The organism is Paenibacillus sp. FSL R10-2796 (genome assembly GCF_037965315.1).
GTDB lineage: Bacteria > Bacillota > Bacilli > Paenibacillales > Paenibacillaceae > Paenibacillus_AQ > Paenibacillus_AQ odorifer.
Window position 1 is genome coordinate 1,513,256 of record NZ_CP150178.1, and the last position, 15,164, is coordinate 1,528,419.

Annotated in this window: 14 protein-coding genes; 12 read left to right on the plus strand and 2 right to left on the minus strand. The window is 46.4% G+C overall.

Annotated elements, in window-relative coordinates:
* Positions 1-30 precede the first annotated feature (30 nt).
* The 6 genes from NST58_RS06990 to NST58_RS07015 all read left to right on the plus strand — a co-directional run bounded on the left by NST58_RS06990 (position 31) and on the right by NST58_RS07015 (position 7,169).
* Positions 31-744, plus strand: a complete 714-nt coding sequence (locus NST58_RS06990) for a metal-dependent hydrolase (protein ID WP_076128159.1) — start codon at positions 31-33, stop codon at positions 742-744.
* Between the two features lie 59 nt (positions 745-803).
* Entirely contained in the window at positions 804-2,615 is a 1,812-nt protein-coding gene (locus NST58_RS06995) for a sensor histidine kinase (RefSeq protein WP_248547847.1), read from the plus strand.
* Positions 2,608-3,807: a response regulator gene (locus NST58_RS07000; RefSeq protein WP_076185759.1), complete on the plus strand. Its 1,200-nt coding sequence runs from the start codon at positions 2,608-2,610 to the stop codon at positions 3,805-3,807. Before NST58_RS06995 ends, NST58_RS07000 begins: the two co-directional genes overlap by 8 nt.
* Positions 3,808-3,996: 189 nt before the next feature.
* Entirely contained in the window at positions 3,997-5,328 is a 1,332-nt protein-coding gene (locus NST58_RS07005) for an extracellular solute-binding protein (protein WP_076128153.1), read from the plus strand.
* Positions 5,329-5,435: 107 nt separating this feature from the next.
* A complete protein-coding gene (locus NST58_RS07010) occupies positions 5,436-6,311 on the plus strand; it encodes a sugar ABC transporter permease (RefSeq protein ID WP_038569153.1) in 876 nt (291 codons plus the stop codon).
* 30 nt (positions 6,312-6,341) lie between these two features.
* On the plus strand, positions 6,342-7,169 hold the full coding sequence (locus NST58_RS07015) for a carbohydrate ABC transporter permease (protein ID WP_036681776.1): 828 nt from the start codon (positions 6,342-6,344) through the stop codon (positions 7,167-7,169).
* 90 nt (positions 7,170-7,259) lie between these two features.
* Here NST58_RS07015 and NST58_RS07020 read toward each other — a convergent pair whose 3' ends face one another.
* On the minus strand, positions 7,260-8,261 hold the full coding sequence (locus NST58_RS07020; RefSeq protein WP_339247012.1) for a lipoate--protein ligase: 1,002 nt from the start codon (positions 8,259-8,261) through the stop codon (positions 7,260-7,262).
* Positions 8,262-8,488: 227 nt separating this feature from the next.
* Between NST58_RS07020 and NST58_RS07025 the strand changes: the two genes are divergently transcribed.
* The 4 genes from NST58_RS07025 (at position 8,489) to NST58_RS07040 (ending at position 12,142) form a co-directional block, all read left to right on the plus strand.
* Positions 8,489-9,577, plus strand: a complete 1,089-nt coding sequence (locus tag NST58_RS07025) for a threonine-phosphate decarboxylase (RefSeq protein ID WP_339247015.1) — start codon at positions 8,489-8,491, stop codon at positions 9,575-9,577.
* Positions 9,578-9,706: 129 nt separating this feature from the next.
* Positions 9,707-10,444 carry an adenosylcobinamide amidohydrolase gene (locus NST58_RS07030; RefSeq protein ID WP_339247018.1) on the plus strand — a complete coding sequence of 246 codons (738 nt, stop codon included), beginning with the start codon at positions 9,707-9,709 and terminating at the stop codon, positions 10,442-10,444.
* Positions 10,445-10,493: 49 nt separating this feature from the next.
* Positions 10,494-11,453: an adenosylcobinamide-phosphate synthase CbiB gene (gene cbiB, locus NST58_RS07035; RefSeq protein WP_076194752.1), complete on the plus strand. Its 960-nt coding sequence runs from the start codon at positions 10,494-10,496 to the stop codon at positions 11,451-11,453.
* An 8-nt stretch (positions 11,454-11,461) separates the two neighbouring features.
* A complete protein-coding gene (locus tag NST58_RS07040) occupies positions 11,462-12,142 on the plus strand; it encodes a histidine phosphatase family protein (protein WP_076194754.1) in 681 nt (226 codons plus the stop codon).
* A gap of 105 nt (positions 12,143-12,247) precedes the next feature.
* Here NST58_RS07040 and catA read toward each other — a convergent pair whose 3' ends face one another.
* Positions 12,248-12,907 carry a type A chloramphenicol O-acetyltransferase gene (gene catA / locus NST58_RS07045; protein WP_076185747.1) on the minus strand — a complete coding sequence of 220 codons (660 nt, stop codon included), beginning with the start codon at positions 12,905-12,907 and terminating at the stop codon, positions 12,248-12,250.
* 142 nt (positions 12,908-13,049) lie between these two features.
* On the opposite strand from catA, the gene NST58_RS07050 reads away from it, so the two are divergent.
* Both NST58_RS07050 and NST58_RS07055 read left to right on the plus strand, forming a co-directional pair.
* Complete coding sequence (locus NST58_RS07050; RefSeq protein ID WP_339247023.1) at positions 13,050-13,586, plus strand: ATP-binding protein; 537 nt, start codon at positions 13,050-13,052, stop codon at positions 13,584-13,586.
* Between the two features lie 125 nt (positions 13,587-13,711).
* Positions 13,712-15,163, plus strand: coding sequence for a PLP-dependent aminotransferase family protein (locus NST58_RS07055; protein ID WP_339247025.1), 1,452 nt, complete (start codon positions 13,712-13,714; stop codon positions 15,161-15,163).
* Position 15,164 lies beyond the last annotated feature (1 nt).

Sequence of the window (15,164 nt, forward strand, 5' to 3'; positions counted from 1 at the left end):
TTTTGCATCTTAGAAAGGAGCGGTTTCACTATGATGGGCAGATCCCATTTAATTATCAGCACCGGGGTTACCCTATCTGTTATGAGTTTGATGGCCCATGAGATTACAATCCCGGTTATTGCCGTCGCCGCATTAAGCTCGCTCCTGCCAGACATTGATGAACCGAATTCGTTACTGGTACGCAAGGCGATTCCTGACTTTCTGCTCAGGGTACTACAGGTTGCTTTGATAGGAGCAGCGATTTATCTTTATTTTGCAGGAATCGTTGAAAGCCCTTGGAATATTGTACTGGCCCTACTTGTGGGGAGTGTGACTTTCCTGCCGGGAAGAAAGCTGCGGCATCTGGTGATGGTACTAATCGCTACTGCGGTATTTGCATACGGAGGGGCATATGATCCTTGGAACTACATAGTAGCTTGTATACTCGTAGTTACATCACTTGTCCCGCATCGTGGATTGACTCATACCTTATATGCTGTTGCAGGCTGGAGCACTTTATTGTATTTTGCTTCATCGGGTATACAGGATGGTGGCAGTCTATGGATAGCAGGCGGCATGTCTTATGCGCTTCATCTATTGGCCGACTCTCTCACCCAAAGGGGAATTACGCCCCTGCCGCCCATTCCATTTAAGCTGCGTCTAAAGCTAATGAGTACAGGCACGAAAAAAGGTGGAGCTGTAGAGAATGTTTTTATCCTGCTGACACTCGCCCTAGTTGTATATGTATTTATACTTTCTCCTTGAGATTTACGGATTTGAAGCACATAATGAATTACCGCTAGAACACACAGGAGGCGGCTGTTATGCGGGGGGATTCCTTAGTGAAGTGGTTTGGAAGATTGCAGATTCGTAATAAAATTATCCTTATTTTTATACCGTTGATCATTTTTCCATTGCTTGCTTTAGGCTTGCTCTCAGGGCAGATGTTCAGCCGTTCGATGATCGAAAAGGCTAAGTACAATTTTAAAGATGAATCCAAGCTCATCATGCAGCAAATAGATACGATTGTAAAAAATACGGAGAGTAGTGCCAACATTATAACTACCGACATCCATCGGATGTATGCTGAACGTCCGTTGTTATCCTCGACAGTGGAGCAGACGCGGTTTCGCAATTTAATGCAGAGCCAGCTTTCTATCGATCTGATTATTTTTCCGGATGTCGACTCTGCTGTATTTGTGGATACGGAAGGGCAGATATATTCCTCTTACGCCTACGGTAATCCTAACGAGCAGAAGGTATTCACCAGCGATATGCTGGAGAAGGCTAAAGAAAAAGGCAGCTACGGAGTTAACCGTTGGCTTCCCATGGAGCAGAGAGATTATCTGGTTAGTGATCCGGCAGTTCCGGTGCTCACACTGAGTAAAGTCGTGTACAATCTTAAAACAGGCAACCTAATAGGTACATTATTTGTGAACGTAAAAGAAGATGCTCTCTCTGCTTTTCTGGAAACTGCTAGAGAAACCTCTTCGGACAAGAAATATTTTATAGTAGACGGAACGCAAAGGACCGTGTCTACACCTGATAAATCAAAGCTTCTACTGAAGCCTGAGGACAGACTGAACGGCAGTCTTAGGAAGAAGGGAAGCTCTGTCTCGGAAATTATCGGCAGGGGGAGCGGGCGAGAGCTGGTCACAGTGACGTATTATGATAAGCTGAATTGGAAGCTTGTGAATACCATTTCGCTGCAAAAGTTAACCGCTGATATTCATCGCAATATAACGTTAACTATATTCGTGGGAATTGGATGCCTGTTACTGTCTCTGCTGCTTGCAGGAAAGCTGTCACAGATTATCGTAAATCCGCTTCTTCAGGTGACGAAGGCGATGCGTAAAGTAAGGGAAGGCGATCTGAATGTCACCTCACCAGTGACTACAGAGGATGAGACGGGGTTGATCTCCACCGTATTCAATTCCATGGTTGGTCGTATCCAGGAGCTGATGCGGACGATTACGAACGAACAAGTCCGGAAACGTGAATATGAACTAGCTCTGATTCATGCCCAGATTAAACCACATTTTCTGTACAATACACTGGATACGATTTATGTACTCAACGATTTGGAGCTTAATGAAGCAGCTCGGGATACGACCAAGGCACTGGCAGACTTCTATCGGGTTGTTCTTAGCAAAGGAAACGAGGTTATTCCACTGTCCGAGGAAGTATCAAATGCAGCTGATTATTTGGCTATTATGCAGGTTCGCAACCCCGACGTATTACGTTACGAGATTAATATCCCGAAATCTCTCGAAGGAGTTAAGGTACCCAAATTGTCCCTACAGCCACTCATAGAGAATGCAATCTACCATGGATTAAAAACAAAGGGTAGTCAGGGGCTTATCTCAATAGAGGCTTATACACACGGAAGAGAAGTTATCATTACCGTGGAGGATAACGGTGTTGGCATGTCCGAGGAGCAGGTGTCCCGGATTGTAGAATACCGCTCACGAGAAGGAAAACCGGCATCCATTGGCATTTACAGCGTTCATGAACGGATTAAGCTGTATTTTGGAGAACCATATGGCCTATCGGTGGAGAGTAGACTGGGAAAGGGTACTGTTATGAAAATGACGATTCCCGGAACGGAAGTGCAGGGGGGCAGCATAGATGTATAAAGTGATGGTTGTAGATGACGAGCCGCTGTTTCGTTATTATATGCGGACCAAGCTGGATTGGAGTAAATATGATTTCAGTGTCTGTGGTGAAGCGTCAAATGGCAGAGAAGCGCTGGAAGAAGCGGAACGGACGAAACCTGATTTGGCTTTAGTGGACATTAGCATGCCCTATATGGACGGTATGGAGCTGGTTACCCGGTTACAGGCCAATGCTCCTGATATGCTGATTGTTTTTGTAACAGGGCACAATGAATTTGATTATGCGCAAAAAGCGATTCGCTTAGGTGTACAAGATTATTTATTGAAACCGTTTAACCAGCAAGAGTTTAACGAGATGATGATCAAGGTGAAGCAGCGCCTTCAGTCACATAAAATAGGTGCACGCAAAGCTGGTAAGCCGGAAATAATTGCAGAAGGGACGGCTTCTAGTAAGCTCTTTCCACTCCAAATGGACGAGCAGAATTCCTCTGAAGGGATAGAGGAGTTCTCCTTTCCATCCAAAGAAATCACTCATCTTGGAATTCAGGATGCCATGCTGATGGCGTTAAAGATGGGGGATGGCGATGCAGCGGCGAAGGACATAAGCAAATTAATTGAGATTCTACGACGCCAGAGAGGGGGAGGCAGCTATTCCTTTACTCTTTTAATGAGTATAGTATCCCTTTGCCTTGCCTATGCTGGAGAAAGAGGGATCAATCCGGAAAGTTTCTGGAAACCAGCAGGTTCATCAGAGCAGCGGCTACGGGAGATGGATAACTGGGATGAGACTGAAAGCTGGATAAAAGGCTTGTACAGTAAAGTCATTGATCAAGGTCGTGAGCACCGCCCCTCTAAGTCGTACAATTTATTCATTGCCGCCAAAGAGTACATCCGGGAGCATTATTCCGATTGTGAGCTGACAGTTGACCAGGTGGCGAATGGCGTGTATGTAGATACCAGCTATTTACGGAAGGTTTTTCGAAAAGAAGGTGGAATCTCTGTACTTGATTTCATTACCTATACTCGTATGAAGCAGGCCAAGGAACTGCTTGCTGGAGGAAATGTGAGACTGTCTGAAATCGCCGGTAAAGTGGGCTATAATGATCCGAATTATTTCAGTAAATGCTTTAAAAAACACTATGGCATGCCGCCGTCTGAATTTGAGCAGCTGGCTGCCCGTTCCCGCCATATTGGCGTTAATAATGAAATTTAATAAACCAATTTGGTGGCGGCTCTCTGGTGAGGCCGCTTTCATTTTGTCCTGTTTATTACCGATTGTGCCCGATATGGCTCTTTTTGGGTCTTCAAGGCTCAAATATAATAGAAACAGGACGATGAAAACGCTAACAAATAGCGGATTCAACTAGCTCCACTAAATAGAGCATCAGAAAGGGGATTCATTATGAGCAACAAGCTATTCAGAACACTGGGGGTTGCAACCGTTTTATCCTTAGCTTTCTCACTTACAGCCTGTGGTGGTAACAATGCCGGAAACGGTGGTTCAACCTCTGAAGATTCCAATACGACCGCTGGGAACACCGATAAGAAAATTCAAATAAAAATTTATGCACAGCATTTTGACGAAGATACTTCAAAGCCATTTGATTATGCCGTAGAGGAATTGAAAAAGGAAATGCCGGAGGTGGAGATTGTACTGGATGAGGCTGTTCAAGATGGCTACCAGAAGCTGAAAACATATGCCGCGACTGGGAACATGCCGGATATTTATGAAACAGACTGGCCTACACTGCAAACCTTCGCCAAATCTAAAAATGTCGAGCTGCTTGATGAATACCAAGCCACCAAAGATTTCAAAGCGAATCTAAACACAGGGAATGAGTCCCGTCTGATTGCCCCAGACGGTCATGTATACGCATTCCCATATACGGGAATCGAATTCCAAATGTTGTTTTACAACAAGGATATCTTTAAAGAGGTAGGCATCGAGATGCCGATCAAGACGATCGATCAGCTGGCTGAAGCGGCTAAGAAGCTTTCTACAGCAGGGTATACACCGCTCTCAATTTTCGCGAAGGAGAAATGGATCACTACTTCTTTTTATAGCGGACTTGTGACTCGTGAGGAGACGAAAGGGTTTGGCCCACTCGAAACGAAGGGAACGACAACATTGCCTTCGCCTTATGTAACAGCAGCAGAACAAATGAAGAAGCTGGAAGAAGCAGGCTTGTTCGACGTCAATGCTACGAATACCAATTATGATCAAGCTTCATCTTTGTTCTACCAAGGAAAAGCTGGCATGTTCGTCAACGGTCAGTGGGAAATCTACAGCAGTGCTGAGAAGCTTGGGGATAAAGTGGATTGGATGTACTGGCCAGCTAAGGACGAAGCGACTTATGAGAACAACAAAATGTACATTAACGGTGCAGGAGGTCCTGGTGGCTTTGCCGTTTCTCCTAGCAGCAAGAATGTTGAGACCGCAGTGAAAGTAGCTAGTTTTATCGCACAAAAATATAGCGAATACAAATATACACAGCTGGGTAGCCCGATCGTAGCGACTAAAGTGGATAAAGAAATGACCGGTGAAGTGCCTGCCATGATGAAAAGAATCGCTGAAGAAGTGCTGCCAAACGTGAAGGGTTACGCCAATGCGGTAAGCAGTGTTCAAATTAAAAATGCACTGGACGACAATACACAAAATATGTTGATCGAAGGATTCTCGGCTAAGCAGTTCACGGATAACATGAACCGAGTGCTGAACAAAGAAAATAAATAATTAGAGAAATAAAATAAATAAAAATTGGTCCATGCCCTGCAGCTCACCCGGATCGAGCCCTTATATCGGGTGAGCAGCTTGGCAAGGAAGGAGTGGAATCTTACCGCATGCATAAATACTTAGGTAATAAGAAAGCCATAATGCTGTTTCTGCTTCCCGCTCTGTTGATTTATAGCGTAGTGATTATCTATCCGGTGCTTCAATCCTTTTATCGTAGCTTTTTCGAGTGGGACGGGCTCAGTACGGCTACTTTTAACGGATTGTCCAACTATGTAGAGATGTTTGATGATCCATTGCTTTTGACATCCCTTCGTAACGGCCTTATTTTTGCACTGGTGCTCGCTGTATTTCAGATCGGATTGGGAACCATTCTTGCGCTTGCCTGTGCCGATCCGCGAATCAAAGGGCGTAAGTTATTGAAAACAGCTTATTTTATCCCCGTAGTTCTGTCGGTTACGGTTGTTTGTCAGCTATGGATTGCCATCTACGATCCGAATAACGGATTGATCAATAGGCTTTTTGAAATTTTGCATATTCCTTATCAACAAAACTGGCTCACTTCTCCAACCACATCCATAATTGCGATTGCCTTTGTTAATGCCTGGCAGTTCATGGGTTACCAGTTCAGTCTTTTATATGCGGGGGTTAAATCTGTCCCTGAGCAGTACATGGAAGCTGCCACGATTGACGGTTGCTCCAAATGGATGGCGCATCGTAAGGTGACGATTCCAATGATGAAGGAGACGTTCAAATTCTGTCTGATCATTGCCATTACTTCAGGAATCGGTGCTTTTGTACAAATGTTGATTATGACTAACGGCGGACCGGGAACGAGCAATTATACGCTTACCTTTATGATTTATCGTTATGCTTTCTTGGAAAGCAACTACGGCTATGCCTGTGCGGTATCGGTTGTGCTTGTCCTTCTGTCGCTTCTGGCCACCATTATTATCAACAAGACATTTGACCGAAATGAAGCATAAGGCAGTACGCCGGAAAGGAAAAGGAACGTTATGAAAAAAGTGAGAGCATTGCTCATACAGCTTCCCTTATGGATTTATTTTATCATTTCCATCTATCCGCTATTATGGATGATTTCTTATTCTCTGAAAAATAACGATGAGATTTTTGTCACCAACCCTTTCGGATTTCCGACTAATTTCCGGATTGAAAACTATGTGGCCGCTTGGTCACAGTTCAATATACCGCGATATTTTACGAATAGCTTGGTAGTCTCTACGATTTCAACGCTACTTATTATCATATTATCGCTGATGTTCTCATTCGCAATTTCCCGGCTGCGGTGGAGATTCCGTGAAGGGGTCAGATTGTATATGACGATCGGAATGTTCATGCCGCTGCAGGTAATTATGATTCCACTTGCTATACTCGTGCGGGACTTACATCTGACTAATACCTACGGTGGACTGATTGTTCCTTATGTCGCCATTGGATTGCCGTTCTCTTGTCTGGTATTCTACGGCTTTATGAAGGGTATTCCTGGGGAGCTGGAGGAATCCGCTTGTATGGACGGCGCGAATGTATACCGGATGTTTCTGCAGATTATTGTGCCGGTTGTAACGCCAGCTGTCGCAACAGTAGCCATTTTTCAATTTCTGAACAACTGGAATGAATTTTTGCTGGCTTATATTCTGATCTCTGATGAGGGGATGAAAACACTGCCGCTGGGTCTATTGTTCTTCCAAGGCCAATACAGCACAGACTGGGGTGGCATGGGGGCGGTTATGACGATGGCGAGTCTGCCAATGGTTATTGTCTATTTGTTCTTTAGTGAGCAGGTAGAACGGGCAATGACAGTTGGATCTGCTGTAAAAGGATAAAGCGAAGAGTAATAATTCATGCAAAAGAGGACTTCTGGCGAATGCGCAGGAGTCCTCTTTTTGATTCAAATCATGACCAGTGAATTCATCCTATTCCTCTAGGAAGACCAATCCGATAAAATCCTCCGGCTCAATACGACCGAAATAATGCTTCAAATCGAGATCAGCTAATGCTTCTCTAACCTCAGCCTCGTCATAACGTTTGCCACGAAGTGCATTTTCAACATCTACTACGTCACCGACTCCGAAGAAGTCACCATAGATTTTGATGTCTTTAATGAGGGAATCTTCAATATCCATCCGAATATCAATAATTCCGGCAGGGAATTTGCGCGTGTGCTTAACGTTGCTTTTTGGTGACAGACCGTAGTTCCAGTCCCAGTTCTGGTAGTGCTCCTGGGAGATCTCATTAATTTTGTCCCAGTCGGCTTGTTGCAGCTTGTACTGAGGAACCTCAGAAGAATCCATGCCAAAGATCGAACGCAGCAGGCCGGCGCGGAACTCCTCGATCGTCATATCTGTACCCAGCAGCTCTTTGATATTCGCTACACGGCTGCGTACGGATTTGGTGCTCTTTGATTTAAACTTCTCTGGATTCACTTTTAGAGAGGCTTGTACATCATCTAAATTAAGATTGAACATCAAGGTACCATGGCTGAACATACGTCCGCGTGTGGAGAACTGAGCGTTACCGGAAATCTTTTGCTCACCAACTTGCAGGTCATTCCGTCCGCTTAGCTCGGCGTTAACACCCATGCTTTGCAGGTAATCGATGACCGGTTGGGTGAATTTCAAAAAGTTATGAAAGGATTGGCCGTCATCCTTGGTAATAAAGCTGAAGTTCAAATTTCCAAGATCGTGATAAACAGCTCCACCGCCGGATAGACGACGTACGACCTGAATATTATTATCTTTTACATACTCTTGGTTAATTTCTTCGATAGTATTCTGATGTTTCCCTATGATGATGGATGGGCTGTTGATATAAAAAAGCAGGTAACTCTCGTCCATCGGCAAGTGCTTCAGCGCATATTCCTCAATCGCCAAATTGATGGATGCGTCAGTAATCCCTGTGTTATCAATAAAAAGCATAGTGAATTCCTCCGTCGCAGCAAAATTGATTACAACCTTCATTTTAAACCAAAAGCGGTTTTTTAACAAAAGAGATCACATTGTTGAGATTCATGTCGGTTTGAGGGAAGCGGGGGATTTAGCTGATTCCTTCTGCGAAAGCATTGACGTTCTTCCGGCAAAGAGGCAATAATGGTGGCAATGACATACATATCGTGCTAGAGAAAGTAGATAGAGGGAGTGTAATTATGCTTGAAAAATATGGGCATGGCGGTGATTTGTTGACGGCAGCGGAGCTCTATGGAGAAGCTGGGGGCACATTTCTCGACTATAGTGCCAACATCAATCCACTCGGTCCTCCACCGCAAGTTTTGGAGCTGCTCAGAACAGCACTGTCAACGGTGGTGGCATATCCGGACCCTGGACACCGACGCTTTAAACGCCTACTGGCGGAAAATCTTGGCGTAGATAATAGCTGGTTAACTGTGGGCAACGGAGCAGCGGAATCTATGGCTTTGCTGCTGCTGGCGATAGCTCCACAAAAGGTTGGCATCGTGGAGCCTTGTTTCTCTGAGTATCGGCAGCTTTCCGTACAATTTGGCGCTGAAGTATTATCGGTTCAGGGGACAAGGGAACAGCATTTTCGCGCTGGAGTGGAGGAGATTGCCGGGCTGTTGGAACAGGTGGAACTGTTATTTCTCGGACAGCCGAATAATCCCAATGGCGTTCAGTATGCTGTGGAGGAACTGCGCTTGTTAGCGCAGAAGGCTGAATGCTGCGGGACTTATTTGGCTGTGGATGAAGCTTTTATTGACTTTATCCCGGAGTCAGAGCGAAATACACTCCTGCCGGAGCTGGAGCGGTTTCCGCATACGGTTCTGGTGCGGTCGATGACGAAGTTTTATGCGATTCCCGGCTTGCGTCTCGGGTTTGCGATTTCACATCCGAAGCTGGCGAAGGCGATGAGCGGAAAGCAGGTCACCTGGAGTGTGAACGGCTTGGCGCTGCTGGCAGGGGAAGCCTGCCTTACAAGTGGACGTGACTATGAACAGCGCACGCGTGAGCTTATTGCAGCAGAACGCGAAAAACTGCGGCAGGGTCTTATGCAGCTGGGCTGCGATGTCCCACCGGGAGAAGCCAACTTTCTGCTCTGTGGCTTGCCATCACCGTGGAGCGCGGCTGAGTTTCAGACTAGGCTTGGCCGCGTAGGTATACTAGTGCGCAGCTGCGCTATGTATGCAGGGTTAGGAGCTGAGCATATTCGAGTTGCCGTTAAGGGACATGAGGATAATGCCCGCCTTTTGCTGCAGATGGCGGAGATTCTAGCGACTAAGTGACAGGTGGATGTAGTCTTTAATGACTCTATGTGCGGAGCGAGCTGACAGTGCGATTGGCGGGGCATCCTTTCGCGGATGGTTGTAAGTATTTAATGAAAGAAATGAGCGGTGAAAGGAGCGGGATCGGCTATGGTGGAAGTGAAGATTCCATTTAATCTTACAGGGGGAATCAGGGAGTATCGTCCGGCCGTCTGGCCAGGGCTTGCTCTGCAATGGAAGGATAAGCATCTTCTGCTGGAGCTGCCAGCAGAAGCCGATGGTTTATCGAGCGCGTTCTACGGCGGAGGAATGAACCGGCTGCAGCGAGCCGTCAATTTATATGTAGATCGCAATTACGAATGTAGTGATCCTGTCCAGGATATGGAGAATAAGCTGCACGATTGGGGTTATCCTTTATCCGGCTGTGCTGGTCTGATGACGGCTGTGCCGCTAGAGCATGCAGCGGTAGCTGAAGAGGACACGGGTTCAGCGGGGATTTTTGTTTGCGTTACAGCCGCCACAGGAAATGCTGCGCGCGCAGGTGTGGAACGCAATGTGCTGGCTGTGTATCGGCCGGGTACGATTAACATCATGCTCTGCATTGATGGCCGCCTGACACCGGCGGCCATGGTCAATGCTGTGCAGACAGCTGTCGAAGCCAAAGCTGCTGCGCTGGCAGATCTCGGGATTACCGATCCCGAGAATGGCCTGATCGCAACCGGCACGACTACGGATGCTATTGTACTCGCTGTGAGCCAAAGCGGGCGATACAGCGCCGAGCATGTATATGCCGGCACAGCAACCGATCTTGGAGGCGCTATCGGCCGGCTTGTATATAGCGCTGTGACGGGCAGCCTGCTGTCGGTGCAGGCAAGGAAGGACGGCTAATGAGAATGGATAGCTGGAGAAGTAGAAGCTTGTTCAGAGGTGATTGCTTGTGACAATCGCTTTGGTGTTGCTTGCAGCTTATGTGATTGACCGGATCGTAGGTGATCCGCGTAACCTGCCTCATCCCGTAATTGGTATGGGCAAAGCAATCACGGCTCTGGAGCGGGCGATCCGTCGTTTATGGTCCCGCCCGCAAAGCCTGTGCAGAGCAGGGGTGTTACTTCCGCTATGTGTGGCGGGCGGTGCTTGGGCACTGACAGCCATCCTGCTATGGCTGCTGTCATCTATCTCACCGTGGCTCGTCTGGATAGCCGAGGTTTGGTTGATTTCAACCACGATTGCCTCCAAGGGACTAAAGGATGCAGGAATGGCGGTGTACGTGGAATTGCAGAAGGGCGATATCCCTGCTGCCCGCAAGGCGTTGGGGATGATCGTGGGACGTGATACGACTTTGCTAGACGCCCCGGAAATTGTCCGTGGAACGGTGGAGACCGTAGCAGAAAACATCGTCGATGCGATTATTTCTCCACTTTTCTACGCGCTGATTGGCGGTGCACCGCTTGCTATGGCTTATCGGGCGGTCAATACACTCGATTCAATGGTCGGTTATAAGAACGATAAATACCGTGATCTCGGCTGGGCCTCTGCCCGGCTCGATGATGTGGCTAACTTCATCCCGGCACGGATTACGGCATTGCTTTTGGCTCTATGTGCAGGGATGCTTCGTCTGGATTGGCGCAGATGCCTGCAAATGGTGAAGCGGGATGCACATCTACATCCAAGCCCTAACAGCGGTTATCCAGAATCAGCTGTGGCTGGCGCACTCGGCATCCGACTCGGAGGCGAAAATGTGTATCATGGCGTCGCTTCTTTTCGGGCTTATATGGGTGATCCGGTACGTACGATGGAACCGGATGATATCATCCAGACCTCGCGGATGATGATGCTCTGCTCTTCAATATTTGTAGGTCTATGCGCGGTTGTGGCATGGATATGGATTGGAGGCTGAGCGTCGGTATGGCAATTCCCTCTATAGAGCTTGAGCTAGTGCTTATCCGACACGGGCAGACGAAATGGAATGTTGAGCATCGTTACCTGGGACATACGGATCTTCCATTGCTTCCTGAAGCAAGTGAGCGGCTATCCCAACCTCAGCAGCAGATCTGCATGCAGACTGAGTTATCAGGTGGTTTTTGGCGTGTGTTCTGTTCCGATTTGCTAAGGTGTCGGGAGACCTTGGCTTTCGTAGCACCTTCACTAGAGCAGGACGCTGTTTATGATCAGCGGCTTCGTGAAATGAACTTCGGAGCTTGGGAAGGCTGCACTTATGAGCAACTGAAAGATAACTCTCTATATAGACGTTGGATTGATGATCCTTCAAAGGTTACACCGCCAGAAGGAGAATCGTGGACAGCATTCGATGCTCGGTTGCGTAGTTTCCTGTTGGACCTAGGTCAAGCTGCTGTGGCTGCATTTGGATGCTGTGCTATCAAGGAGAAAAAAAGTGAGGTTACATCGAATAGAGTATTGGTAGTGACGCATGGGGGTGTTATCAGGAATTTACTTGCACAGTTAGTTCCTGGTCTCACATTCTACAGTGCAGTGGCTCCTTCTCCAGGGAATGTAATGGTACTAAAAATACTCTGGCAGCATGGACAATGGTCAGCTGATAAAGCTCATATTTTGGAAAAAGGATGATTACATGAAAAAAGGTTTCCACGTCATTAGGAAAACCTAATAGGTGGAACCCTTTATGTTTGAACTATCGTTTGCTGTCAGCAGAATAACATGGTTAATTAGATATTAGGTAATAGGTAACCATTCCTTATAGGTATCTGCACGTGATTGTAATTCATTATACAGCATGCTGGCATGGTAACCGTCGCACACGGCATGGTGGAATTGCCCCGAGATGGGTAATAGTATTTTTTTGTCTTGCTGAAAATATTTCCCTATCGTAAAGATGGGAAGTAGGTAGGTTCCTTCGTTATACACGTTCAGGTTAAAGCTTGTGAAGCTGACCCACGGAATGCTGGAAATAGGGAAGGTGTTCGGCGGTTCGTTTGCTTTAGCGATAAATTGTTTCACGCTTCCGTACATTTTCATATCATCGAGATAACGGTTATAGAAATCATTAAACTGTTCACCGTACGAAGTCCAGATGCTTGAGAAAGTCTTATCATCATCATGGAAAATTGTAAAACTAGGGGACAAGCTATCCCAATAACCTAATCTACCTTCAGAATCAAAACATGTGCGGAATTCACTATGACGGTTCACCACCGTAGTTATCATGTGGATTAGTGCTGGGTACAGCTTAATTCCCTTATGCTTAAGCTCTGACAGTAGAAGGGTGATATCAATATTTACAGTCATGCTGTAGGTGCATCTGACATTGTTTAAATAATGTTCAAAATAGGGTTTTCTACTCCAGTTATCAATGACAATCGGGTTAAAAATCATTTATTATGACCTCCTAAAATTATTTCATTTTTCATTTTAGGAGGTCTGCTGGACTGATTTCACCATATCTTTATCACAATCCCTTGAGAAAGTATTTTGTAACGATGAGTATACCATCAATTGGAAGGGAGATGCATTTATAATGCTGAGCGAAAAGTTGGTTATTGAAAAATTGCTTCAGCAAAAGCGTACGAGTGTTGCTTCCAGCGTAGTGATGATGTGCGGTGTAGCGGGGTCGGGTAAAACAACCTTTGCTAAAAAGCTGGAGAAAGAGGGATTCGCCAGACTTTCGATAGATGAAGATATTTGGGCCACGCACGGCCGTTTCGGGGTGGATTATCCAGAGGACAATTATGAGTCCTATAAGGAAGAGTCGGAGATAAAGCTGCGGGGGGAGCTGGTGCATCTGCTTCAGGCAAAACATCATGTTGTTATCGATTTCAGCTTCTGGCAACGTCAGAGACGGAACGATTACAAGCAGCTCATTGAGAGTTATGGTGGCGTGTGGGAACTGATTCACTTAAAGGTTCAGCCGGATGAATTGCGTCAGAGACTGCTTATCCGGAGTGAACGTTTTGACGCCAATGCCGCATTTCCGATTACTGAGGAGATACTAACCCGGTTTTTAAATGGTTTTGAGATTCCTGCTGGAGAAGGGGAGCTTGTGATCGAAGCATAGAGCTGTAACTTGATTTTTTGGGCATTTGTCCTCTCATAGAACCACAGCCGGATTAAAATCCCATGGCTGTGGTTCTTTTTTTAAGCGAGTGATTGTGCCATGATAGTCATGGGGGCGATTGAGAGATGTTTAAGGATTTTAAGCTCATAGCCGGACGGCCGGTGTATATACAAATTAAAGACTATATGAAGCACTTAATCATAAAAGGCGGTCTGCAAGGCAATCAAAAGCTGCCCTCCACACGAGAGCTCAGCACATTGCTTAAGGTTAGCCGCAACTCCGTAATCTCTGCTTATACAGGGCTTGAGGACGATGGCTTTGCTTATGCCGTGCAAGGGCAAGGAAGTTATGTTGCAGCTACGCCGCCCGGCAGTGAAACGATCTCTTCCTGGACGATGGACTGGAAGTCACGTCTTAATGATCACGCGGTGCTGGCGGAGGAACTGGATATCATGAAGCGCGGGATTCGAGCGGAGAAGGGGACGATCTCCTTCACCAGCATAGCGCCTGATGAGAGTCTTTTTGATCTGGATAATGTGAAGCGATCCTTTATGGATCGGATGTCGGTAGAAGGCAACGTTCTGCTAAATTACGGCTATGCCAAAGGGTATAAGCCTTTAATAGACTATTTGAAGCAGTATATGGAGCACAAGGGCGTTGAAATGAAGGGCAAGGATATATTGATCACCAATGGTTTTACTGAGGGATTCGATATTGTATTGTCTGCTCTGAGTAAAAAAAATGGTTCGGTCATTTGTGAGAATCCGACGCATCATACAGCGATCAAAAATTTGAAGCTGAACGGTTTTGAGATCACCGGGATTTCGATGGAGCGTGATGGGATTGATTTGGCGGAGCTGGAGAAAGCATTGCAACAGCAAGCTTTTGACTGTGCATACTTCGTCCCTTCTTATCATAATCCAACCGGAATTGTAATGTCTCCAGAGAAAAGACAGCGGCTAATGAAGCTGATGAATTGCTACCAAGTCCCGGTGATTGAGGATGGTTTTAACGAGGAATTACGATATTCGGGCTCACATGTGGCTCCACTTATCGCAGCAGCAGGCAGCGGCAACAGCGTGATTTATCTCGGCAGCTTCTCCAAGGTATTATTTCCGGGACTACGTGTAGGTTGGGTGCTGGCGGATCAGGAGTTGATCAATTCCCTCGAAAGCGTCAAGCGCGCACGTACCATTCACACCTCGACGCTGGATCAATCCATTTTGTATCAGTATTTATTGGGTGGTCATTTAGAGAAGTATTTGAAAAAAGCCAGAGCAGAATACAAACGAAAGTATGAATTAACCCTGCAATGCTGCAAGGATTTTATTCCTTATACGGCGCTGTCAGGGGACGGTGGCCTACATCTTTTTGTAACCTTCGCGGAGGGCTTTAATACAAGGACGCTGTTGGAGGCCTGTCATGAGCAAGGGGTTATTTTTACAGCAGGAGATATATTCTTCACAGACGGTAAAGGGCAAAATACGATACGGATCGGTTTCTCCAGAGTGACGGATGAGGATATCCGCAAGGGGATCGAGATTATTGGCAGAACAGCTCGACAACTAATGGGATAAA